23 protein-coding genes are annotated in these 24134 nt (G+C 54.8%); 3 read left to right on the top strand and 20 right to left on the bottom strand.

Going from position 1 to position 24134, the window contains the following annotated elements:
* Nucleotides 1-74: 74 nt before the first annotated feature.
* From NFS35_RS01085 to NFS35_RS01025, 13 genes are all read right to left on the bottom strand, one after another.
* Nucleotides 75-950, bottom strand: coding sequence for a sugar phosphate isomerase/epimerase family protein (locus NFS35_RS01085; RefSeq protein ID WP_251205299.1), 876 nt, complete (start codon nucleotides 948-950; stop codon nucleotides 75-77).
* Between the two features lie 120 nt (nucleotides 951-1070).
* Nucleotides 1071-1913, bottom strand: coding sequence for a sugar phosphate isomerase/epimerase family protein (locus tag NFS35_RS01080; protein WP_251205298.1), 843 nt, complete (start codon nucleotides 1911-1913; stop codon nucleotides 1071-1073).
* 133 nt (nucleotides 1914-2046) lie between these two features.
* Entirely contained in the window at nucleotides 2047-4323 is a 2277-nt protein-coding gene (locus NFS35_RS01075; RefSeq protein WP_251205297.1) for an ABC transporter substrate-binding protein, read from the bottom strand.
* Nucleotides 4324-4481: 158 nt separating this feature from the next.
* Nucleotides 4482-5327: a hypothetical protein gene (locus tag NFS35_RS01070; RefSeq protein ID WP_251205296.1), complete on the bottom strand. Its 846-nt coding sequence runs from the start codon at nucleotides 5325-5327 to the stop codon at nucleotides 4482-4484.
* Nucleotides 5317-6699: a sensor histidine kinase gene (locus tag NFS35_RS01065; protein WP_251205295.1), complete on the bottom strand. Its 1383-nt coding sequence runs from the start codon at nucleotides 6697-6699 to the stop codon at nucleotides 5317-5319. Before NFS35_RS01065 ends, NFS35_RS01070 begins: the two co-directional genes overlap by 11 nt.
* A 103-nt stretch (nucleotides 6700-6802) precedes the next feature.
* Nucleotides 6803-7456: a response regulator transcription factor gene (locus tag NFS35_RS01060; RefSeq protein WP_251205294.1), complete on the bottom strand. Its 654-nt coding sequence runs from the start codon at nucleotides 7454-7456 to the stop codon at nucleotides 6803-6805.
* Nucleotides 7457-7572: 116 nt separating this feature from the next.
* On the bottom strand, nucleotides 7573-8175 hold the full coding sequence (locus NFS35_RS01055; RefSeq protein ID WP_251205293.1) for a hypothetical protein: 603 nt from the start codon (nucleotides 8173-8175) through the stop codon (nucleotides 7573-7575).
* 198 nt (nucleotides 8176-8373) lie between these two features.
* Nucleotides 8374-9405 (bottom strand): sugar kinase, encoded by a 1032-nt coding sequence (locus NFS35_RS01050; RefSeq protein WP_251205292.1) that lies wholly within the window; start codon nucleotides 9403-9405, stop codon nucleotides 8374-8376.
* 69 nt (nucleotides 9406-9474) lie between these two features.
* The gene (locus tag NFS35_RS01045; RefSeq protein WP_251205291.1) at nucleotides 9475-10434 is read right to left on the bottom strand and encodes a bifunctional 4-hydroxy-2-oxoglutarate aldolase/2-dehydro-3-deoxy-phosphogluconate aldolase; all 960 of its coding nucleotides are present in this window, start codon (nucleotides 10432-10434) and stop codon (nucleotides 9475-9477) included.
* A 113-nt stretch (nucleotides 10435-10547) separates the two neighbouring features.
* Nucleotides 10548-11186, bottom strand: a complete 639-nt coding sequence (locus tag NFS35_RS01040) for an RpiB/LacA/LacB family sugar-phosphate isomerase (protein WP_251205290.1) — start codon at nucleotides 11184-11186, stop codon at nucleotides 10548-10550.
* A 35-nt stretch (nucleotides 11187-11221) separates the two neighbouring features.
* Nucleotides 11222-12025 carry a gluconate 5-dehydrogenase gene (locus NFS35_RS01035; protein WP_251205289.1) on the bottom strand — a complete coding sequence of 268 codons (804 nt, stop codon included), beginning with the start codon at nucleotides 12023-12025 and terminating at the stop codon, nucleotides 11222-11224.
* A gap of 54 nt (nucleotides 12026-12079) precedes the next feature.
* Nucleotides 12080-12940: a 5-dehydro-4-deoxy-D-glucuronate isomerase gene (gene kduI / locus NFS35_RS01030; RefSeq protein WP_251205288.1), complete on the bottom strand. Its 861-nt coding sequence runs from the start codon at nucleotides 12938-12940 to the stop codon at nucleotides 12080-12082.
* A 101-nt stretch (nucleotides 12941-13041) separates the two neighbouring features.
* The gene (locus NFS35_RS01025) at nucleotides 13042-13323 is read right to left on the bottom strand and encodes a hypothetical protein (RefSeq protein WP_251205287.1); all 282 of its coding nucleotides are present in this window, start codon (nucleotides 13321-13323) and stop codon (nucleotides 13042-13044) included.
* Between the two features lie 82 nt (nucleotides 13324-13405).
* Between NFS35_RS01025 and NFS35_RS01020 the strand changes: the two genes are divergently transcribed.
* A complete protein-coding gene (locus NFS35_RS01020) occupies nucleotides 13406-13993 on the top strand; it encodes an HD domain-containing protein (RefSeq protein WP_251205286.1) in 588 nt (195 codons plus the stop codon).
* Nucleotides 13994-14067: 74 nt separating this feature from the next.
* Nucleotides 14068-14925 carry a helix-turn-helix domain-containing protein gene (locus NFS35_RS01015; protein ID WP_251205285.1) on the top strand — a complete coding sequence of 286 codons (858 nt, stop codon included), beginning with the start codon at nucleotides 14068-14070 and terminating at the stop codon, nucleotides 14923-14925.
* 98 nt (nucleotides 14926-15023) lie between these two features.
* Here the strand turns inward: NFS35_RS01015 and NFS35_RS01010 are convergent, their stop codons facing one another.
* The 6 genes from NFS35_RS01010 to NFS35_RS00985 all read right to left on the bottom strand — a co-directional run bounded on the left by NFS35_RS01010 (nucleotide 15024) and on the right by NFS35_RS00985 (nucleotide 21894).
* Nucleotides 15024-15605, bottom strand: a complete 582-nt coding sequence (locus NFS35_RS01010) for an HDIG domain-containing metalloprotein (protein ID WP_251205284.1) — start codon at nucleotides 15603-15605, stop codon at nucleotides 15024-15026.
* 62 nt (nucleotides 15606-15667) lie between these two features.
* The gene (locus tag NFS35_RS01005) at nucleotides 15668-16288 is read right to left on the bottom strand and encodes a metallophosphoesterase family protein (protein WP_251205283.1); all 621 of its coding nucleotides are present in this window, start codon (nucleotides 16286-16288) and stop codon (nucleotides 15668-15670) included.
* Nucleotides 16289-16310: 22 nt separating this feature from the next.
* A complete protein-coding gene (locus NFS35_RS01000; protein ID WP_251205282.1) occupies nucleotides 16311-18218 on the bottom strand; it encodes a BMP family ABC transporter substrate-binding protein in 1908 nt (635 codons plus the stop codon).
* A gap of 241 nt (nucleotides 18219-18459) precedes the next feature.
* Nucleotides 18460-19602, bottom strand: coding sequence for a glucose-1-phosphate adenylyltransferase subunit GlgD (glgD, locus tag NFS35_RS00995; RefSeq protein ID WP_251205281.1), 1143 nt, complete (start codon nucleotides 19600-19602; stop codon nucleotides 18460-18462).
* Nucleotides 19596-20804, bottom strand: coding sequence for a glucose-1-phosphate adenylyltransferase (locus tag NFS35_RS00990; RefSeq protein WP_251205280.1), 1209 nt, complete (start codon nucleotides 20802-20804; stop codon nucleotides 19596-19598). Before NFS35_RS00990 ends, glgD begins: the two co-directional genes overlap by 7 nt.
* A gap of 136 nt (nucleotides 20805-20940) precedes the next feature.
* Nucleotides 20941-21894, bottom strand: a complete 954-nt coding sequence (locus NFS35_RS00985) for a substrate-binding domain-containing protein (protein WP_251205279.1) — start codon at nucleotides 21892-21894, stop codon at nucleotides 20941-20943.
* A 40-nt stretch (nucleotides 21895-21934) separates the two neighbouring features.
* On the opposite strand from NFS35_RS00985, the gene NFS35_RS00980 reads away from it, so the two are divergent.
* The gene (locus NFS35_RS00980) at nucleotides 21935-22324 is read left to right on the top strand and encodes a substrate-binding domain-containing protein (protein WP_251205278.1); all 390 of its coding nucleotides are present in this window, start codon (nucleotides 21935-21937) and stop codon (nucleotides 22322-22324) included.
* A gap of 83 nt (nucleotides 22325-22407) precedes the next feature.
* Here NFS35_RS00980 and NFS35_RS00975 read toward each other — a convergent pair whose 3' ends face one another.
* Entirely contained in the window at nucleotides 22408-23895 is a 1488-nt protein-coding gene (locus NFS35_RS00975; protein WP_251205277.1) for a glycoside hydrolase family 32 protein, read from the bottom strand.
* Nucleotides 23896-24134 lie beyond the last annotated feature (239 nt).

Here is a 24134-nt window from a genome sequence, read left to right as displayed (position 1 = left end):
CTCTTCCCTTTTGTCCCTCCGGCCCTTAAGCCGGATATCCCGCCGGACACAGCCGTCCGGCATGCCGCGGGGAATCAGCCTCCGTATACTTCCGCCACATATTTCTTCAGATTCTCAAGGCCGATGGCGACTCCCTTTACGCAGTCCTCCATGCCCTCGAATTCAATGGCCACATATCCATCGTAGTTCTCTCTCTTCAAAGCCCGCAGGCACTGTACTACAGGAACGTCTCCATGCCCTACAATCGTCCCCCGCAGGAAATTGCCGCTTCTGGACTGGAAGAACCCCTGGCCGGGATCCGGCTCCTGGCCGCTCTTTACGATGAAGTCCTTGGCGTGGACATAGAACGCATAAGGCGCGCATCTTCCCACAGCCACCGCCGGATTGTCATCCGCGCAGAGGAAATTGCCCATGTCCACCAGCTGTCCGAAGTTCTCGTTGGCCACGGTGTTGATCAGCTTCTCCACCCGCAGGCTGTCCTGCGAGAAGAATCCATGGTTCTCGGTCATGGTTTTGACGCCTTTCCCGGCGGCGTACTCAGTCACCGCGCGGCATCCTTTGGCCAGGCGCTCTATCACGGTATCGTATCCCTGATAGGTTCGGTCCTGAATCCCGCCTGTCACGTCATGGCGCATGGTAGGACATCCCAGGATAGCGGCGATGTCCACCTGTCCCTTAAGGCGCTCCACCTCTGCTTCCAGGTTTCCGTCGCTGCCGCTTAAGAAGTCCGCGCCCACGGCATAGTTCGATATCGCCAGGCCCACTCTGTCCGCTTCCGCCCGGAGCTTCTTCGCGTACTCTGCGGAATCCTCATCCTTCGGGAAGACAAAGTCCACAAATTCAATGGCGTCAAAGCCCATCTCCTTCACCTTTGCGATACCGGTAAAGGGCGTCAGCCTGCCATCCTGAAAACACTGCATGAAACTATATGCACTGACAGAAAACTTCATATCAAGCCCTCCTAATATATATGGTGATTAAATATTGCCCAAAAACCGGATAAACGGCATGACTGGCTGCGCTATGCGACTGGCAAGGATTAAATGCCGTTTGTATATACGTTTTTCCGATTATCTGATCATGTCATTCAGGAAATCAACGGCCAGGCGGATATCTCCCTCCGGATTGTCGCCCACCTCGCGCTCAATGGTCAGGAATCCGTGATATCCTATCTCATCCAGCGCTTTCAGGTAGTTCTTGAAATCCACGCCGCCCTTGCCCAGGGGAACCTCCGTAAAGGAGGGGCTTGCCAGCATCTCCGCCTCCACCAGGCCGTAGACCTCCTCGGGATTGCGGTAATAGTTGCGCACGCCGTCCTTGGCGTGGGTGTGCACGATATAGTCTTTCAGATTATGTACCGCCTGTACGGGATCGTCGCCGGTCACCATGACCAGGTTTGCAGGATCCAAGTTCACCGCCACGCCGGTGGAGTGCAGGCCGTCCAGGAATCTCTTCAGCACTGCGGACTCTTCAGGTCCTGTCTCGATGGCGAAATGCGCGTCCACAGAGTCTGCATACTCAGCCAGCTTGAAGCACGCCTCCTGCATGACTTTATAGCGGTCGTGGTTCGAATCCGCGGGAACCACGCCGATATGGGTGGTCACGATATTCGTCTCCAGATCCTTTGCCAGATCCAGAATACGCATGGACTTTTCAATCAGCTCAGGGTTCAGCTCGGGATTGTGAAAGCCTTTCCCCAGGTCCCCGCAGAGGGCGGAGATTACCAGCCCCTCGGATTTCACCATGTCCAGAAGCTCTCTCCTCTTCTCCCCGGTCAGTTTCTCCGGCGTCAGATCACCGTTCACCGCGTACATCTGGATGCCCGCAGCCCCTATCTCCCGGGCCTTTTTCAGCGCCACTTCCGTGGGCTGTCTGAAAGACTCCAGCATCACACCGATAGAAAAATTGTACATAACACATTTCCTCTCTTTCCTTAAATTTGTCGGATTGACGTATTTCTTTCCTGTGTGTTATCAGTATATACTATTTTTGCCGGAAGATAAAGAGTTGATTTACTTTTTTTACTAATCTGTCCGGAGGACTGTTTTATTCCGCCAGATACATTTTCAGGCTGTCTTCTATTTTCTGGATAGTATCTTCTTTGGATCTGGATCCGTCCAGGTACCCGCCCAGATTCTCGGTCAGCACCTCGCAGATCTTCGCGTCCTCCCCCACAGACTTATCCAGCGCCTGGCACATGGCCACCAGCCTGTCTGCCGTCTCTTTTGGATAAGCCTTGCTCTCGAACTGGATATAGTCCCCATCGCCCGCCTCCAGTGACGTAACCATGGTGAATTCGGACCGGTCTTTCGCCGCCTGGGTTTCCATGGAGTTGCGATTCACCGGGAAGCCGTTGTACTCCGAATCCTGAATCTCCTCCGACAGCGCGAACCGCAGGAAGTCCTTTGCCGTATCTATATGCTGGCTCTTGGCGCAGATGCCGGCCTGCACCAGGGGCTCAAAGCTGTTCTCAAAGGCCGCGAAATCCCCCTTGATATAGTCCGCCATGGACATGGGGAGCATGCAGTCCGTAAAGCCTGCCGTGCCGTTAAAGGCAAGCTTCGCTTTCTTTGTCAGGTCAAAGATACCGTAATCCACCTCTCCTTCAGGCCGGGCGGCAATGACGCCGCAGTTGTCCCCGATTGCTTTCAGATATTCCAGATACTTCCCCAGCGCCTCTCTGTCCAGCTGTTTTCCGTCCACGATTTCATCACAGAAATAGGGGTAGAACTTGTTCACCAGATCGGCGGCTGTCTGGGGACTCATATAAGGCTCATCTGTTCCGGCCAAAAAGCCGGCCAGCGCCTCCATGGTACTCATATCCCGGACTCCGATATCCCTGCCCAGGACCAGATTCACTCCAAACTGCAGGGGCACCGCGTACCTCTTGCCGTCTTCCCGCGCATAAACGCCCGTAATATTAGACAGCAGTTCGCCGCTCTCCTCCATGGGCCTCACCACATCATCCAAATCCGCCAGCAGCCCTTTCTCCGCATAGGAATCCATGTTCAGATGGTCCATCACCACCATGTCCGGCGCGTCGTCTCCCATGAGCATCGTATTCAGCTCCTGATAGACGGCATTATAGTCCGTCTCGCCGTTATTGTACATGGGATACACGCTCTCTATCTCAACCAAGACCTCGGGGTGGGCCTTATGATATTTGGCGGCCGCCTGCTTCAGCAGGGAATTCTCGAAGACAGTGTACAGCTTCAGCACCTCTGTCACCTGGGACACCGCCTCCGGATCGTACTCATACCGGTATAAAGCCTGGCCGTCCTCTTCCTGGAAAAGCGCGTAGACACTTCCGTCCTGGAATGCCGCGAAGTCCTTGCACCAGCAATCCGATATGGAAAAACTCGTCTCCGTGCCGGACATCAGCATCTCCCACTGCTCCTCCCCGGCTTTCATTCGGAAAAGCCCATCCTCTCCGCCGGCAATCAATGTCCCGTCCGGCAAGGCAGCAAGGGCCCGGCCGGACGCTCCGCCAAAGCTGAAGACCGTATCGTCCCCGGACTGTGAGGAATCGGCGGAAGGGCAGGGAATCATCGCCGCGCCATCGCTTTTGCCCTCCGGGCGTTTTTCAATCCGGCCGCCGCTTTCGTCCGAGGAGCACAGGTAGACATTTTCTCCGTCCGATATCACGCCGCCCTCATAATAGCTGTCCAGCCGTTCACTTTCTATCACTCTGCCGTCTTCCCCGGAGAGGATATCCAGCGAAGAATAGGAGAGCACGGTCAATGTGCCGTTGTCCAGCGCCGCCAGCCCCTGTATCATCTCATAGCTGCCGTATTCTTCATTGGGGATTGCCCACTTCTCCGGCGTGATTTCCACTGCGGTCTCTCCGTCCGACTTCCACAGATGCCCCATGTAGTTTTCCTCATCCTCTGCCACATAACCGGCATACAGGTACTGTCCGCCGTCCTTTCCCTGTATCAGCCGCGCCTCCAGCCAGTCCCCGAGAGCGGTCAGTTCCATGGAGGCCAGCCAGCTCTGGGTCACATCCGTCAGGTTCTCCCCCTGCTTTTCCCACTCCCGCAGAGCAGTCTTCCCATCCTCTGTTCTGGATGTGAGGAAACGCAGTTTTTCATTTACCGAATACATCTGCATGATTTCCCATCCGCCCAGTTCCTCCGGCAGCTTCTCCTGTATCTCCACATATCTGCCTTTGTTCTCCGCGCCTGATGCGGCGGCATTTTCGCTGCCTCCGGCCCCTTCGTCTCCTCCCGCCGCCTGTCTGCCGCAGCCGCCAAGCGCCCCGGCAAGAAACGCTGCCGCCAGCAGGACCGCGGTCCGCTTTATGCTCTTTTTTCTCTTCCTCATTTTCTGTTGCCTCCTGATTCTACAATTTACTTTTTCTGGCCAAAAACCCGGAAGAACGCTGCCTTTGCGTTCTTTCCCGGCCATCATATCAGCCGGATGTCACACGCCTGCGACTTACTTGTGCCTAAGTTGTAAAATCCGGAGGGTTCACAGTTTTTTCACACAGCCTTTGTCTCCCAGTAAAGATGGAAATAGATTGTCCTCCCGCCGCCCCCGGCATGGGCCGGGCCGCTCACCAAGCTGTCCACATCCAGCACGGCCGCCATCTCCTCACTTTCCAGTCTCTGACAGAAATTCCGGCTCCCATCGCTTTCTCTCTCATATATAGTTTCATCCCCATTTCCCTCCTGCGCCGCGGAGACCACATAGCTGGTCTCTATCCCAAAGGAATCCGCATAGTCCTCCAAAAGCCCGGACAGGACGCCCTCCTCGGGATATCCCTCCTGATCGGACAGCGTCACCCGCGCGTCCAGCACCTTCCCTGTCACCGCATCCAGCGTCAGCTCAGCCTCCAGCCCCTGCCCCGCAAAGGACACGGACCAATAACCCGGCAGCGAACCCTCCTCCGCGCTCCCGGGCTCCTCCTGCCCGGCCCAGAGATAACAGTTCATCCGATACTCCCGGGGGACAGCCGACATTCCGTCCAGATGGGGCAGGAAAAAATCCCCTATCCATGCCATGCCGCACTCGACGGCTCCCGACATGGACAGCTGCCCCTGCAAAGGCTCGTGAGGATAGATTTCCGATGCGCTCTCCAGTCCCAGCACCGCCTGGCACAGCTCCTCTTCCGTCAGATCCGCCACCGTCACCTCCACGTCCACCATTGTGGCGCTCCGGGAATCCCCCGCCTGGGCCTGCATGGAGACCTGCGCTTCTCCGCCTCCCGACAGCAGCATGGCTTTCTCTTCCGCAAGGCGGCTTTGCACCGCGAACAGGCCTCCGAAAGCGATGGCAAATGCCAGCAATATCCCTGACAGATTCACAAAAAAGCTTCTATTCTTCATCCTCCGCCCTTTCTCCGCATACTACTTCAAGGCTCACCTCTGTCCCCATTCCTTTCCTGCTCCGGAAAGTCAACCGGCTTTTATGTATCCCGGCGATTCTCTCGGCCAGGGCGAGCCCCAGACCTGCCCCGTGCTGCTTTCTGGACCTGGCCTTGTCCACCATATAAAAAGCCTCCGTAATCCGGGAAAGCTCCTCCTCTTCCATGCCGCAGCCATCGTCCCTGACGCCGATCCGATATATTCCCTCCCCCAGACGTCTGCCTGACAGCTCTATCCGGCTGCAGCCTGCTTTCATGGAATTGTCCATCAGATTGATCAGCAGCGTCTTCAACAGATCATACTCCACTTTGATATAGGCCGGATCCGCCGATAGCGAAAAGGAGATTCCTTTCTCCGCAAAAAGCGGCCTAAGCCCCTCCGATACGTCCCGGAACAGATCCTCCGCGTCCATCTCCTGCAGCGTGAAATCCTGCCGCCCCAGCACCGTCAGGTCCATCAGCTTCAGGGACAGGGTCTCCAGGCGCATCCCTTCATTCCAGATATACCAGGAGGCATCCCGCACCTGCTGCCTGGTCAGCTCTTTCTGGTAGAGCATATCCGCGTAGCCGATAATGGAAGTCATCGGCGTCTTCATCTCATGGGCAAAATTCGCCACGAAGTCCTCTTTCTGCCTGGCCGCGCGGGACAGCTCCGCCACTTTTTCCTCTACCGCCCCGGCCATCTGGTTGAAGCTTTCCGCCAGTTCACCGATTTCATCCCGCCCGGATATGGCAAGCCGCTCCTGATAATCCCCCTGGGCCATGCGCCTGGCCGCCCGCGACATGCGTTTCAGGGACCCTGTCAGAAAAGCCGACAAAAAGCCCAGCAGCAGCATGCCCGCCAGGATGGCGATCAGGTAGCAGCGCAGGAAATACCGCTCCAGGGTCTCCTGCTGCACAAGCGTCTTTCCAATGTCCCACTGGGTGAGAAAATATAGCTTTCCGCCGGCCTCCAGCACGCTTCCCACCAGAACGGAACCGCCCTCCGGCGTATCCTGAAACCGGTATGCATGGGCTCCCTCCGACAGATTCTCCAGAAAGGAAACATCCAGCCCCTCTATTCCCTCATAGAGAGGCGTTTTGTCCTCCCTGTAGAAAGCCACCGGGAGGCTGATCTCCTCCGCCAGGATTTCAAAGAGCTCCTCGGGCAGTTCCTTCTGTTTCTGCGCTTCCGGCAGAACCTCCCAGAATGTGAAGCACTCATTCTGATCCATAATGGGCTTTTCGGCAACCACCACGGTCATCGAAAAATCCGCGTATGTCAGCAGCGCCGACTGGACCGTGAATTTATCATATTGATATTGTTTCAAAGCGAAATCCGTTTCCCTCGCCATGCTGCTTTCCATGGAAAAATGGAGTAGAAGATACCCCGAGACAGAAAATGACAGACTTAAAGTCAAAGTCCCGCATATAAAGATTTTCGCAAAGAGGCGCATGTCATCCCTCCAGCCTGTAGCCTATGCGGAACACCGTCCGGATCCGCTCTTCCCAGCCCAGCTTCCTGCGAAGCCTCTGGATATGGCTGTCCAGCGTCCGGGTCTCTCCGCTAAAAGGCTCTTTCCAGACTTTTTCATATAATTGGTCCCTGTACAGGGCGATATTCCTGTTCTGCATCAGTTCTACCAGCAGATCGAACTCCTTCACCGTCAGCGTCACCGGCTGGCCGCCTTTAAGCGCCTGTCTGGAATCCAGCCGGACGGACACATCCCCCACTGCCAGCTGCCGTTCGCCTTTTCCCAGCCTGCGCAGCACTGCCTCCACCCTGGCCAGGAGCTCCCCTATCTGAAAGGGCTTCACCAGATAATCGTCCGCCCCGGCCTTCAGCCCGCGCACCCTGTCGTCAACGCTCCCTTTGGCTGTGAGGAATATCACGGGAGTGCCGGTGGGCTTGATGTATTCCAGGAGTTCATAACCGTCCACCTCCGGCAGCATGATGTCCAGCAGCACCAGGTCGAAGCTTCTCCCCTCGACGTAATCGGCTCCCTCCATGCCGTCCCGGGCACAGGTGCAGCGGTAGCCCTCCGCGCTTAAGTTCATGCAGATCAGATTGGCAATCGCCTCATCGTCCTCCACCACCAGAATCTCTGTCATGATATCACCTCCCACTTTCAAGTATATCCTGAAATTGTATCCTATTTGCGAAAAACGGGAAAAAAGATTTCTCTTTTCCCCCGCATATTCTGTCTGCTGAAATATCCTGAATCCTCCTAAACCCGGCTCATGTCAATCATGCCCTCCACAGCGTCCCACTGGATATCAGGCAGGTTCTTCTGGGTCACGTCGGCCGTCTTCTTTTGCTTGGAGCTCATCTTGACCATATTGATGACAAAGAATATGACCGCGATGGCCACGGCAACGCCCATGATGCCGATGGGCACTCCCAGCTGCCAGGACTCCTCGAACCGGCCGGGCTCGCTCTTTATGTAAAAATAGCTGCCTACGCTGAAAATCAGTCCCACCAGGATGCTGACAATGGAATTCTCGAAGAGTTTGTTCTTCAGATTGGACACCGCCCAGGACTGAGGCTTGCCGCAATGAGGGCAGGTATCGTTGAACGCAGCATGATAGATATGCTTCTTCTCCGCGTTCTCGTAAGCTTCCTGGAGGCTGTTCTTCAGTTTCTGGAAAGCCTCTTCCTGCAATTTCGTCTCCTCTTTCTGGGACAGGGATCTGGAAATGGAATTATGTACGGCTTCGTTGCCGGTTATAGTGGCCTGCCGTACCCCGCTGTCCTTTGTGCACTGCTCACACCGGAAAGAATAGGGCACTTTCGCGCTTTCTGTTCTGGTATGCTTGTAATACGAGCTCATCTTCCTTTATCCTCCTTATTATAATTTCCTCATCTGTCCCGGGGCACCGCGCCAGACAGACGCTGTATCAATCCACGCCACACAAGGCCGCCGGAATCCTATCTTCCAACAGCCCTGTATAAACGTTTCTAATTATTTATCGTCATGCCGACACAGCTGATACACCCCTGCAGATATCTTTTTACCCAATTTTTGTACTTATCGCTGTACACGCCCGGATGCATCGCCGCCGGCCAGAGTCTCCACCTCTTTCCGGCTCACCAGGTTGAAATCTCCGGGGATAGTATGCTTCAGCGCGGAAGCCGCCACGCCGTACTCTAAAGCAGCCTTGAAATCTTTGCCGTCCAGCAATCCGCAGATCACGCCGCCAGCAAAGGAATCACCGCCGCCCACACGGTCAACGATAGGATGGATGCTGTACTCCTTGGAGTGATAGAATTCCTTGGTGTCCCTGGAATAGATACATGCGGACCATCCATTGTCGGAGGCGGAATGGCTCACCCGCAGGGAGGACACACAGTATTCAAAGTCATAGTCGGCCACCATCTGCTCAAAGATGGATTTATAGCCTGCCAGCTCCAGATCCCCGCTGGTGACGTCCGTCTTGCCGGGCTTGTAGCCCAGCACCAGTTCCGCGTCCTCTTCGTTTCCGATGCATACGTCCACATACTGCATCAGATTCTTCATGACTTTCTGGGCTTTCTCGGAGGACCAGAGTTTCTTGCGGAAGTTCAGGTCCACGGACACTTTCACGCCATGCTTCTTCGCGGCTCTCAGGGCCTCCTCGGTCAGAGCCGCCGCCGCGTCGGATACGGCGGGGGTGATACCCGTGAAATGGAACCAGTCAGCGCCCTGGAAAATCGCGTCGAAATCAAAGTCCGCCGCCGTAGCGGTAGAAATGGAGGAATGGGCCCTGTCGTAGACCACCTTGGAGGGCCTCATGGAAGAGCCGCTCTCCAGATAGTAGATGCCCAGCCTCTCGCCGCATCTGGCGATATGTTTCGTGCCCACATTGTATTTCCGGAGGGATGCCACCGCGCACTCGCCGATTTCATTGTCCGGCACCGCCGTCACGAACTCCGCGTCATGTCCGTAATTGGCCAGGGACACTGCCACATTGGCCTCCCCGCCGCCGTAATTGATGTCGAACTCGTCTGCCTGGATGAATTTCTCGAAGTTGGGGGTGGACAGCCTCAGCATAATCTCACCCATGGTTATCACTTTTGCCATTGTTGTCTGCTCCTTTTTCGTATATTCTCACACTTGCGATCCGTGAAAAGAATCTCTTTCTTTACACACTTATTTCTGAAGAAGATGCACCGCGAATCCGCCGATTTCCTCTTTCAGGTAGATGGCGTTTATCTTGCCGTCAGCCCGCAGGACAGGCTCCTCGAACTCCACGCCCAGCACCGTGCTCATATAATTGACAGCCCGTTCAATATAGTTCGTCCTGATGGCAATATGCCCGTGTGTGCCTCTGCCATGGGTATTGAGCACCTCCGCGATCGTGCCCGCAAAGCTGCCGCCGCTGCCTGCTTTCACGGGCAGGCCGAACAGGAACGCAAGGCGGTTGACAGTCTTGTCAGCCTCCTCCCTGCTCTCTGAATTGATGCCGATGTGCACCAGTTCGAAGCCCAGCATGGTCTGTACCGCCTCCCTGGTGAGCTGCTCAATCTTGTCCCAGGCGCCCTCATTGATCAGATTCCCGGGAACCATCCAGGAGCCGCCGCAGGCGATGATTTTGTCGAAATCAAGGTAGGAGGTCAGGTTCTTAGCATTGATGCCGCCTGTGGGCATGAACTTCATGTTCACATAGGGCGCCGCCATGGCCTTGATCTTGGCCAGGCCGCCGGACTGCTCCGCCGGGAAGAACTTCACCACATCCAGTCCCAGCTCGATGGCCTGCTCGATGTCGGAGGGGCTGGAGGTGCCGGGGGTGACTGGCACATTTTTCTCGATACAGTACTTCACTGTCCGGGGATTCAATCCGGGGCTGACGATGAATTTCGCACCGGCCTCCACCGCCGCGTCCACCTGCTCCGCATTCAGCACCGTGCCCGCGCCCACGCACATGTCCGGGAAATTAGTGGTCATAGTCTTGATGGCCTCCGCAGCCGCGCTGGTGCGGAAAGTGACCTCCGCACAGGGAAGGCCTCCCGCGCACAGAGCTTTTGCAAGAGGAAGCGCGTCCTCCGCCCTGTCGATCTTCACCACGGGAACAATACCGATTTTACTGATCTGCTCTAATACTGCGTTCATTTTCCCTCTTTTCCGCATGTCCTTACATGCTGTTTTTATTTTACACGCACAGTGAGCCAAAGCCCCGGAAACTTCCGTTCCCTGTGGCTTTGGCGTGTGCGTCACAAAAAATCTTAAGCCAGGACTTCCTTCACCGCTTCCGCGATCTTGTCGCATTTACAGTTTTCAAAGAAATACTCTTTGAATTTCGCCCCCGAGAACGCTCCTTTTACCAGTTCTCTGTCCAGATTCTTCAAGATGGTCACCATGTCCGTATGGGTCACTTCCTTGACCTTGTCCAGAATCTTCTTATTGCGCTGCTCAGGCTCCACTCTCTCAGGCGGATACCCACCGCCGCCGGGAGCGCAGAAGAGCTTTTCAAAGATATACTGCAGATTCAGTTCGCCGCCCCAGCCGAAATTCTCGGCGAAAGGCAGCGCCACGCAGTTGCCGTCGTTGACCTGCGCGAACAGGTATGCGTCCAGCGGGGACTCGATGTGGCCGCACAGCACTTTCGGGAAAGAGTTGCATGCCAGCATGGCGCCCTCCCCGGTGCCGCAGCCGGTAATCACATAGTCAGCCGCCCCGGAATTCAGCAGTACCGCCGCAAGGATACCATTCTGCACATAGGTCAGGGGATTTGGGTCCTCCGCGCCGCACATACCATAATTATATACTTCATGGCCCATGGGTTCAACCACATCTTTCAAGGTCGTGTAAATAAGTTCATTCTTGGCCGCCTGGCTGTTTTCATTGATCAATGCTATCTTCATGGTCTCATTGCCTCCAATCACGCTTTATTTTCCGATTATTCCGGCTGCTTGCCGATGTAGGCCAGGATCCCGCCGTCCACATACAGGATATGGCCGTTCACGGCATTGGACGCCTCGGAGGCCAGGAACACCGCGGGGCCCGTGAGCTCCTCCGGCTTCAGCCATCTGTTGGCAGGGGTCTTGGCACAGATGAACTGGTCGAAAGGATGCCTGCTGCCGTCCGGCTGAATCTCCCGCAGAGGCGCTGTCTGGGGGGTCTCGATATAGCCGGGCCCAAGACCGTTGCACTGAATGTTGTACTGGCCATACTCAGAACATATGTTCCTGGTCAGCATCTTCAGCCCGCCCTTTGCGGAAGCGTATGCGGATACCGTCTCACGGCCGAGTTCCGACATCATGGAGCAGATGTTGATGATTTTGCCGTGGCCTTTTTTGATCATGGACGGGATGACCGCCTTGGAAACAATGAACGGACCGTTCAGATCGATGTCGATGACCTGCCTGAACTGGGCTGCCGTCATCTCGGTCATGGGAATCCTCTTGATGATTCCGGCGTTATTCACCAGGATATCGATGACGCCCACTTCTTTCTCAATCTGCGCTACCAGCGCGTTCACGGCCGTCTCATCGGTCACGTCGCAGACATAGCCATGGGCCTTGATGCCTTTCTCTTCATAAGCTGCCAGGCCCTTGTCCACCAGTTCCTGGTTGATATCGTTAAAGCAGATGGTGGCGCCGCACTCCGCATAGGCGGAAGCAATCGCAAAACCGATGCCGTAGGAAGCTCCTGTTACCAGCGCCACTTTCCCTTCCAGTGAAAAGTTCGTAAATTCTGACATGTTCTCTTCTCCTTTTCCTTATATATAATCTGTCAATTACTTACCATTCATTCCTTACATCAAATCCTTCATGGCGATGCCGTCCATATCGTCGAAATCCTGGTTCTCGCCCACCATGCCCCAGATAAAGGTGTAGGCTCTGGAACCGCATCCTGAATGGATGGACCAGCTGGGCGAAATCACAGCCTCCTCGTTCCGCATGACGATGTGGCGGGTCTCCCGGGGCTCGCCCATGTAATGCATCACAAAGGCGTCCTCCGGCATCTCAAAATACAGATACACTTCCATCCGTCTGTCGTGGGTATGGCAGGGCATGGTGTTCCACACGCTGCCGGGCTCCAGCTTGGTCATGCCCATCTCCAGCTGGCAGCTCTCCACCTGGCCGGGGAGAATGTATTTGCAGATGACCCGGTGGTTGGCGTCCTCCAGGCATCCAAGCTCCACCTTGTTCTCATCTTTCACGATGACCACGCCCTCCTCCGGCTCTCCCTCCGGCTTAATCAGCACGGTAGGGCATGTCCTGTGGGCGGGTGCGGAATTCAGATAAAATTTGGCCGGTTTTCCGGCATCCTCGCTGGCGAATACGATTTCTCTGGAGCCCATGCCGATATACATTGCCTCCTTGAAACCTACCTTGCGCGCTTGTCCGTCCACGGTAATCGTCCCGGCGCCGCCGATATTGATGACGCCCAGCTCCCTTCTCTGGCAGAAATACTCTGCCCGGAGCTCCTCTCCCGCGGTCAGGGCAATGGGCTGTACCGGCACTGCCGCGCCCGTGATGATTCTGTCGATGTGGCTGTACACCAGCTTAATCTCGCCGTGCACGAAGAGATCCTGAATCAGGAACTCCTCTCTCAGGCGCTCTGTGGTATAGTGCTTCACATCCCTTGGTGATACTGCTGTTCTAAGTTCCACCTTTACACCTCTCTTTCTGGTCTTATGCCAATGTGCGGCTGGTACACCGATTAGAGTTCTTTCAGAAAATTCCGGTCATGTAAGCCCTTACATTTTTTCAATTATACCATGCCGCGGTAAATTTTTCCATAAATTTTCTCTAAAATCTCCTGTCCCCATCGGATATGATGATGTCCGCCCGGGTTCGGTTCAGCCAGCCCCTGTTTCCAATTCCAGTATAAACGAAAAGATTCTCCATTTCTATTCAAATATTTCTCAAAACCTTGCAAATCTTGAACTTTTCCGGTAGAATATAAAAATAAGAAGAGCAACAGAGCTCCGGGAATCTCAGGTGCGGAATCAGGCATCAAGACTGAAAAGCAACCGGAAAGCGGGGGAATCACCCAAAACGATTTCCGAAAAGCTTCGTGATATGCGGTCCGAGATTCCGGGAGGATATTGCGGACAAAAGAGAGGGAAACAATAATGATGCCCACAAGAGAAATAGCAGAAGAGCTTCTGGCAGAAGCGGAGAAATGCAACCCGGGGCCATGGGGAGACCACAGCCGTGTCGCCGCCCACTGTGCCGAGACAATCGCAAGGGAGTGCGGTAATCTGGATCCGGACAAGGCGTATATTCTGGGCTTGCTCCATGATATCGGGCGGAAGTTCGGCGTAAGGCATCTGGGACATGTATCGGACGGCTATTCCTATATGATGTCCCTGGGCTATGAGGAGGCCGCCAGGATATGCCTGACCCATTCTTTCAACAGCCAGACCCTGGACGACTATATCGGAAAATTCGATACTACCCCGGAGGAGCTGAAGCTCATTCAGGATACCCTGAAAGCCGCCGTCATGGATGAGTACGACATGCTGATCCAGCTGTGCGACTCCATTGCCGGCGCCGAGGGCGTGCTGGATATCGAGGAGCGGATGAGCGATGTGAAACGGCGCTATGGTTCCTACCCGCAGCAGAAATGGGACAATAACATAAAGCTGAAAGAGCATTTCGAGGAAAAGATGGGGAGAGATATCTATACAGTCGTGGAGAAAGATACTTTCCGGCCATGAGAGATGAGCTGAGCTTTTCTGTCAATAAACCGTATTTTTCATCACGAAATAAAGACCGTCCGAAAGGAGCCGCTATGGAAGAACTCAATTCCTGCAAAACTGCCATAAATCAATGCGCCCAGACGAAAACATTCGCCATCGCCCATCTCTACAAAGAAGAAAAAGCCATGGACATGCATATCCATGACTGCTATGAGCTGTACTATTCCATCTCCGGCGGCAGGCAGTTCCTGATCGACAACCGCTTCTATTCCATCGCCCCGGGGGATCTCTTTATCATCAACCAGTACGAGAGCCACAAGCTCACCCAAATCGACAATCATATCCACGAGCGTATCGTCCTTTCCATTTACCCGGACTATGTAAAGCGGATTTCCACCGCGGATACGAATCTGGACTACTGCTTCTCCAACCGGGATACCGGTTTCCAGCACAAGGTTTCGCTGGACAAGGCGGGACAGAACCGCTTTCTGTATTACATCAACAAGATGATCTCCGCCACAGGCTTCGCCCACGACATCCTGGAGCAGACGGCTTTCATGGAGCTGCTGGTGCTGATTAATGTCCTGTCCAACGCCAATGCCGCGCAGGCTGCTCCGGCGGAATATAAATACAGTCATCAGGTGGAGGACATCCTGGCCTATATCAACCAGAACATCGCCCTGGGCATCACCGTGGAACAGCTGGCGGCGAATTTCTTCCTAAGCGAATCCTATATCTGCCGTATCTTCAAGCAGGCCACCGGCACCACCATCAACAAGTACATCACCGCCCGCCGCATCAGCATCGCCAAGGCCCATCTGAACGAAGGGGACAGCGTGGGCGAGGCCTTTGAGAAGAGCGGGTTTGGAGACTACAGCAGCTTCTTCAAGGCTTTCACTAAGGCAGTGGGGGTTTCTCCGAAGAAGTATGCGAGTTTGAGCGTCAGCTGAGGAGGTTTTCTGCTCTCCTATTTTTTTGCCAAGCGGCAGCTCGATGACATTCTTTTTTACATAAAACCTGCCGGATTAGTCGCCATACAGATGAATTTCTACAGCCCCGTCTCCTCGTTCACCCCGGCCTCGCAGGAGCGCATGGCCAGAATGGTCTTCTCCAGAAGCTCGTCCAGCGTCCAGCCAAGCCGCTCCGCCCCCTGGCTTATGACCTCCCTGGAACAGCCCGCCGCAAACCTCTTATCCTTATATTTTTTCTTAAGGCTCCCCAGTTCCATATCCATGACGCTCTTAGAGGGCCGCATCCTGGCGGCGGCTCCGATCAGGCCTGTCAGCTCGTCGCAGGCGAACAGTATCTTTTCCATGAAATGCTTCGGTTCCAGATCGGAGCACAGCCCATAGCCATGGCTGCAGACAGAGTATATCATCTCTTCTGAAACCCCGGCCTCCCGCAGGAGTTCCGGCGCTTTCTTACAATGCTGCTCCGGATAAAGCTCAAAATCAATGTCGTGGAGCAGACCTGCGATGCCCCAGTATTCCTCATCCGCCTCATTTCCGCTCTCCCTGGCAAAATAGCGCATCACGCCTTCCACGGTCAGTCCGTGCCGGATGTGGAAAGGCTCCTTATTATACTTTTTCAGAAGCTCCAGCGCTTCTGCTCTCGATAGATTACTGGTCATATTCTTCTCCTGATTTTATTCCCGCGTCCTCCGCGCATTGTACCATGCCCGCGCAGGACGCTTTACCGTATGTTTTCCTGCGGATTTTCATCATCCAGGTCGATGACGCACCGCTCATAGGCATTGACGATATGGGTATCCATATATTTGTCGTACCGCTTATGCTGCCTTCCATAGGACATGTGCACATGGCCGTGCAGGAAATATTTTGGATGGTATTTTTCCATCAAAGTCCTGAAGATCTGGAAGCCCTGATGGGGAAGATCTCGCCCGTCATTCAGCTGATAGGCCGGGGCATGAGTCACCAGAATGTCGAATCCCCGCTTTTTGAACAGCTGGAAGGACAGCTTCCTGACCCGACGCCTCATCTCGTTTTCCGTATACTGGTGCGGACCCGGCTTGTAGCGCATGGAGCCCCCAAGCCCCAGGATGCGCACTCCCTGATAGACAAAAATCTGATCCTCGATACAGGTGCAGCCCTCCGGCGGCACCTGCGCATACTTCTTGTCATGATTGCCGTGCACATACAGCACCGGCACATTGGAAAGGGTCACCAGAAAAGAAAGGTACCGCGGATCCAAATCACCACAGGAAATAATCAGATCGATTCCTTCCACCTTGCTTTTCTCAAAATAGTCCCACAGATATTTGGACTCCTCGTCCGCGATTACCAAAATCTTCATGTTCCAGTTCCCCTCAGTTCCCTCAGCTTCCGCTCTTTATGCCCTGCTGCTTGATGACCGGCTCCGCCTGCTCTTTCAACTCTTCTTTCTTCGGGATGGAGCCGATGACATTCTCCGCCAGCCAGTCCATGGTCATGATTTCCTCCGGCAGCATGATGCGGCTCGGATCATCCTGTACCACGCCGTCCTGGGAATACAGGATGCCGGAGAACGGATTGAACGCCTCTGCGCTGATGGTGCTCTTCAGCAGTTCCACCAGACGCCTGGTACCGAGAGGCAGATGTCTGGAGCAGACCACATCGATGACCCCCGCGGACATGCCCCACCAATAGTTGATAGCTTTCGTGGTGGACGAGTTGTCATCATATTTCCACGTGCCGTCCATGATCGTACGAATCAGCTGCTCATAGAACTTCCCCCAGTGGTACAGCGGCATGGCAAGGTTCCTGGGATGCTCCCCCTCCACATGGTAGATGCCAAAGAAACGGGAAGCCTCCTCCGGAATCACCATGTCCCGGCCAGAGATGCAGGCAGATGCCGTCTCCCGCATCTCCTTCTCCATGTCCGTCTCTTTCATGGAAGACCACACCAGATAGACCTTCGCACGGGGATTGATCATCTTCGCTCCCAGCGCAAAGGCATTGATATTGGCAATGGACCCAAAAATAGGATAATCCGCAATATAAGTCAGCCGGTTGTTCTCCGCCATGGCCCCGGCAATGGCGCCCATCAGGAACTTCGCCTCATGCATCCGTGAATAGTATGTACGGATGTAGCGATGCGATGTATTCAGGGAGCAGTTCAGTATCCTGACCTCCGGGTTGGCGATGGCAGCTTTCACGCTGGCCTGCACGAAAGGCGGCGTGGTGGTGAAAATCAGGTTGCAGCCCGATTGGATGGCTTCCGCTATCAGCTCCTCCGCGTTCTCCTCCGTCCCGTTCTCATAGGCCACAGTGCTCACCTCATCGGGGAAAGTCTGCTCCAGATAGAGTCTGCCCAGCTCATGGGCATAGGTCCAGGCGGAAGTCCCCGGTGTCTTCTCATAGATGAATGCCGCCTTTACTTTCGGCGCGCTCACCGGAAGCAGCATGGAAAGCAGCGGCTTCTTCTCATGGCTGGGCTCCATCTTCAGGTCAATGTCCCCTCTTTCCTGAAGAAGCTCGAACTCCTCCCAGCTCTTCGTAATCAGCTCGTTCAGCTCATTGGTGGTCTTCTCATCCACCTCTTCATATCCATACAGTGTGATGAACGCCAGGAACGCATCTCCCTGGGTGATGGTCAGCTTGCTGCCGCCCTCCGCATTGTATTCTGCCCCGAACCGGGTATAAAGGGCGCTGAATTTCAGCATCTCATCATTTGTCCATACCTCCCCCGGTTCCTTTCCGACGATTTTCTGCAGCTTCGCAAAGCTCCCCTCTCTGGAAAACCAGATATAGTTTATGGGAGCCGCCTTATAGAAGTCCAGAAATTCAAAATAAATCCTGTTCTCCCTTTCATCCGTGCGCTGGGGCACGATGCGGATTACATTGCCCGGAATCGACACCGCGCCGAAATATTTCATGACGCTGACCCGCTTGTTGCCTTCCTCCACATAAAATCTGTTCATGTACTCATAGGCCTTGATGGGATCGCGGATGCCTTCGTTCTTCTGGTAGTCGCTGAGGCTGGACCATTTGGCGGCAAATTCGGAGCTGTCCCGCAGGATTGGCATGAAATTGCCCGCAAAGGAACTGCTCCGCCCCACTGTCTTCGTCCCCACGATACGTTCGATAGGAATCTGCACCGTGCCTAACGGCACCTCATGATAATGGCCCTTTTCCGGCATGATGTCATCCAGCACTGCCAGAGTCGGCTTCTCACCCCGGAGCATCCTCGCCTGATAATCCTTCTTTCCTGCCTTATATGCTCTTGCATAATCATCTCTTCCCATAATTATCCTCCATTTCAGTTACACATCTTTCTTTTCAGTACCGAACTGTTCTTATCCTCCCCGGGAATTCGTCCTGTCCCGATTCCCAGTACCATTATATGTAAAGATGGCCGGAAATGCAAGAAAAAAAGAGAATCCAGCCAAGCAGACCGAATTCCCTTTTGGTTTTATGCGATAAAGACCGGAATCCCCTCCTGTGAAGTCATTTCCCTGCTGTCATGGGAATCCCCGTCCTACGCGCTTAAACTACCTGGAATTTACCGATATACACCGGATAAGTCGAAGTCCCTTTCATATCCTTTCCGGCTGTAATGGTGACATTCTTGTCCATGACAAGATACTCCACATTCGCTCCGGCTTCCACCACGGTATCCTGCATCAGGATGCAGTTCCTGACCTTCGCGCCCTTCGCCACCCTGACACCGCGGAAGAGGATGCTGTTCTCCACTTCGCCCTCGATGACGCAGCCGTCAGCCACCATGACGTTCTGGACTTTCGCGCCCTCGATATACCTGGTAGGGTTGTCGTCACGGATCTTCGTGTAGATCGGCCCGCCGGAGAACAGCGCGTCCAGATTATAGTCGTCCAGAAGCTTCATGTTCTCGTCGAAATAGCTCTTCATATCGCAGATGCGCGCGATATATCCCTCATATTTGTACGCCTGTACGTTCAGCTTATCCAGCTGAGGCAGCAGCACGTCCCGCTCGAAATACTCCTGGCCCCGGACGAAAGCCGTGTTGATCATGTCGATCAGAAGCTCCCGCTCCACCACGAACATGTTCATGGAGACGTTCTGGACGCCCGCATCCTTGGCGTTCACATATATCTTCCGGATTCTGCCCTTCTCCAGGCCGAAAGTGTAATAATAGCCCAGATCGTTGGCCTGGCTCTTCAGGAAGCTCTCAGGCAGCTCCTGCTCATTGTATGCGATAGTCACGTCCGCGCCGCTCTCGATATGGGCCCGGATCATGTCATCGAAGTCGAAATTGACTACGATATTGGTGTCCGTGATCACCACGTACTTTTCCTTCTCGTCCCGCAAAAAGTCCAGGATGTTGGACAATGCGCCCACCCGGCCCACATACGGCTTCGCGCTCTTCTCCATAAAGGGCGGGAAGATATGTAACCCGCCGTTCTTGCGGACCAGGTCCCACTCGCGGCCGGAATCCAGATGGTCCATCAGGGAGTGGTAATTGTTGTTCACCATCACGGAGATATTGTTGATATCACAGTGGGTCATGCTGGACAGAATGAAATCAATCAGACGATAACGGCTGGCAAAAGGAATGGAAGCCATCAGGCGCACATTCACCAGATCCGGAACCAGTGCATCGTAACTGTTGGGGAAAATAATGCCCAGGGCACTTGTATTTGATCTTACCATTCTTCTTCACCGCCTCCTACGTTTTTATTCACCATGGCTTTGGGGCCTACCTTGGCATTGTCGCCGATGGTCACCCCTGCGCCCACAGTGGCCACGCCGTTCTCCTCTTCCGTAGGCATGGCGCCCACCACCGCGTTCTCGCCGATGGTCACGTTCTCCGCCACGATACAGTGCTTCACCGTCGCGCCTGCCTTGATCACCGTGCCGCCCATCACTACCGCGTCCTCGATCACCGCGCCCTCTTCCACCCTGACGCCGGCAAAAAGGATGGAGTGCTTCACTTCGCCCTTAATCCTGCAGCCGTCTGTGATCATGGAATTCTCCACCACGCCGCCTGCGCTGACCTTATGGCCCGTCATGCCGCTGTTGCGGCTGTAAATCTTCCAGTCCTCGTCGAACAGGTTGATGCCGCTGTGCTCGGGATCCAGAATCTCCATATTGGCCTCCCAGAGCGAGGAGATGGTCCCTACATCCTTCCAATAGCCGTTGAAGTGGTAAGCGTACATCCTGCGGTTGTCCTTCAAGAGGTTGGGGATGATGTTGTTGCCGAAATCATTCTCGGAATTGGTGTCTGCCTCGTCCTCCTCCAGGTATTTCCTGAGGATGTCCCAGTTGAAGATGTAGATGCCCATGGACGCCAGGTTGGACTTGGGATTCTTGGGCTTCTCCTGGAATTCCGTGATTCTGTCGTCCTTGTCCGCCACCATCAGGCCGAAGCGTGACGCCTCCTCCCAGGGCACTTCCATGACGGCCACGCTGAACTCCGCGTTCTTCTCCTTGTGGAACTTCAGGAAATCGCTGTAGTCCTGCTTGCAGATCTGATCTCCGGAAAGGATGATGACATACTGGGGATCGTATCTCTCGATAAAGGAAATGTTCTGATAGATTGCGTTGGCCGTGCCCTTGTACCAGTCGGAGCCGCTGGCTTTCTGGTAAGGAGGCAGCACATGTACGCCGCCGTAGAGACGGTCAAGGTCCCAGGGCTGGCCGTTTCCGATGTACTCATTCAGCACAAGGGGCTGATACTGGGTCAGGATGCCGACTGTATCGATTCCGGAGTTGACACAGTTGGAAAGGGGGAAATCGATGATGCGGTATTTCCCGCCAAAAGGAACTGCCGGTTTTGCAAGCTTCTCTGTCAGAGCATACAGACGGGAGCCTTGTCCGCCGGCAAGAAGCATTGCAATCATTTCTTTTGCCATATTATACCCTCCTGATTTTAGTTCTTCCTATGCATTGTACCACAAAATCAGAAGAAATAATAGGCTTTTTTGGCAATTTTTTCAGAATATCTTGTCAGAATTTCTCATTTTCGATGGATCATTTGCATGATTCGCTTCAATCGGCGGTTGATTCCCTGTAAATCAGGCTTGTCTGCACATGCATGGCGCGGCAGTCCAGAGACGGTTCTTTTATTCTGGAGGCCAGCAGATAGACTGCGGAATCTCCCATGGCATGGCCGTGGATACAGGCCGTGGTAAGGGAGGGCGTGCTGACTTTGGCCCCCACGGTATCGTCAAAGCCGATAAGCCACACATCCTGCGGCACCGCCACGCCCAGGCCCTTGAGCACCCGCATGGCGTCAAAGGCCACATAGTCATTGGCACAGACAAATACCTCCGGCAGCTCCGCCATCTTCCGGAAACTCGCTTTCAGATACGCCCGGTACTCCTCCGCCGCGGGCCTCTGGACGCCCTCCTGATTGCCGGTGACGCACATCTCCTCCGGGCAGGGCAGCCCGCACAGGTACATGGCATTGCGGTACCCCATATAACGCTCAAAGAAAGACCGGCAATGCATATATTCCCCGATGAACCCGATCCGCTTTCTGCCGCGCTGCACCATCTCCCTCACAAGACAGCATACGGCGGACCGGTTGTCCGGATAGATGAAATCCGCTTTCAGCGGGCTGCCCAGTTCCGTCACCGGCGAATCCACGAAAAGGACAGGGATATCCAGGCCGCAGAGCATGGAACAGTACCGATGGTCCAGCGTTTCGATGCAGATGACGCCGGAGGTCTTGCCCCTGTCAAAAGAAAGCGGCAGGCGCAGGCCCTCTTCGCCCTCCTCCCGGATCCAGTGCATGGTAAAGGCATAGCCCTTTCGGGAAAACGCCTCCTGGAACCGGTTCAGCATTGCCGATATATATCCGGAGTTTCCGGGGAATCCACTGGTCAGCAGGGCTATCTCCCCTGTTCCGCCCCCAGGCGGCAGGCTTTCCCTCGCCTGCCCCACAGCGTCATTCATATAGGAAAACTGCTTGTAGCCCATCCCTATGGCTTTCTTCAGCACTTTCTCCCTGGTGCTCTCGGCCAGGATCCCCGTATTGTTGATGGCTTTTGAAACTGTATTCCGGGAAACTCTGGACGACGGCGAGCCTTATGAAAAATTTGACACCTTTCTGGCCGGGCATATGACCCATGGCAGATTGTCCATCGACGGCATCTTCTGCGTGACGGACAAGGTGGCTTATTACGTGATGAAAGCCTTGCGGCGCATGAACCTGAGGATTCCGGAAGACGTGCAGGTAATCGGTTTCGACGGCATCCGCCAGCTGGGGGATTTCGATTATATCTGCTCCACCATCGTCCAACCGGTGGAGGAAATGGCCCGGATAAGCGTCGGCCTTTTGTTCCGGGAGCCCTCCTCCGCCAGGCTCCACACTTATTGTCTTCCTGTCACTTATGTCTGCGGAGGGAGCACCCGGGAGCCGGCACCGTGAACAGGCGCTTCCGGATGCCAAAAAACCAGACTGCCGTCATCAGCAGCCTGGCTTTCCCATGCGCATAGCGCGTCTGTTTTTTCTTACATAAGATCGTACTTCACCACATCTATGCTCACGGTCCCGTCCGCGGAGAAGTAGATGCCGTCCGCCTCCTGGTCTGTATACAGGACGGCGGTCATGACCTGTTCTCCGTCGTTGATAAAGGCCTCCACGCTGAAGCGGTCCAGGATGATCCGCAGCTTCAGCACGCCGTCCTTACATAGTACCTTGCTGCGCCGCTGGTGGATGATGGCCCTGCGGGAACCGGAGAATTTCCTGTCCACCTTGAGCACGGATTCGCCGGGCCTGTAGCTGAAGGAGGTCTGGTACTGGTCGTTCTGGGCGAAGCGCACCGCGAATTTCCGGTACATGTCGCAGCCCTCCACCGGGCGTACCACGATTTCCATGTCCACCCTGCGCCCCTTAAGGCCTTCCGGATAGACATTTCCCGAGAAGGTAAGCCCCTCTATGGCGACCTTATTGCTCCTCATGTCCTCCAGCTCCCGGACGGGCTTCTGGTAGAGCCTGCCGTTTTGGATGGAAAGCTCCCGGGGCAGGCTCATCTGCCCGAACCAGGCTTCTTCATTCTTTCTCCTGTGGCCGCAGGTATCCCAGTTCTGCATCCACCCGATCATCACCCGCCGCCCGTCCGGCGTCAGCACGGTCTGGGGAGCATAGAAGTCGATGCCGTAGTCAACAGACTGGTCGCTCTCCTCAAGGAACCTCCCGGCCTCCTTATCGTAATCGCCGATCAGGCACAGCGTACCGTTGCCGTTGTGGTACTCGAAGCCCTTGGACAGCATATCCTGAGGGCTGGTGAGAATCACCCACTTCCCGTCCAGCCGGAAGAAATCGGGGCACTCCCACATCTTGCCGATCCGGTTATTGTTGGATGCCAGTATGCTTTTGAACGCCCAGTGGAATCCGTCCCCGCTGGTATAGAGCAGAAGCTGGCCGCTTCCGTCCGCCGGCCGATTGCCTATCACGCAGCAATAGGTCCCGTCCTCTTCCTGCCACATCTTGGGATCCCGGAAATCGTTCCGGCTGGAGCCCTCCGGCAGATCCCTCTCGTCCAGGACCGGATTGTTCTCATATTTCTCATAGTCCATCCCGTCCCCCACGGCCAGGCACTGGGTCTGAATCTCCGTATGCCCCCCATTGGGATGGCGCTCTCTGACCACACCGGTGTACATCAAAAGCTGCCTGCCGTCAGGAAGCTCCACCGCGCTGCCGGAAAAGCAGCCGTCCCGGTCATAGACCTCATCCGGGGCCAGGGCGGCAGGGAGGTATTCCCAGTGCAGGAGGTCTGTGCTCACCGCATGCCCCCAGTGCATGGGGCCCCAGTAGGAATTATAGGGGTTGTACTGGTAGAACAGATGGTATTTTCCCTGATACCAGGAGAAGCCGTTGGGATCGTTCATCCATCCGGTGCGCGTGGACAGGTGGAATGCGGGCCTTTCCTCATCGGTTATCATCTTCTCGAAGGTCTCTTCATATTTGCGCGCTTCTCTCAATGTCTGACTTGTCATAATACTTTCCATGCTCCTGATTCATTATTTTGTCAAAAACGGCCATCCAGCCACTCTCGCAGAGGACTGGACGGCCGCCTCGCCTTACTTGAACTTATACTGCTTAACGATTTCACTTGCCGTGAAGCCAGACTGCATAACGCTGACTGGTTCAATCGCATGATTACATTAGGCAGTATTCAGCGTTATGCAGTATAATTCCTGCTATCCTTCTCAAAATCCGCTCTGCTTCTACAGCA

It is taken from the genome of Acetatifactor aquisgranensis (assembly GCF_943193215.1).
GTDB lineage: Bacteria > Bacillota > Clostridia > Lachnospirales > Lachnospiraceae > Acetatifactor > Acetatifactor aquisgranensis.
Note: the sequence above shows the minus strand (reverse complement) of the source record. Positions and strands in the feature narration are given on the sequence as shown.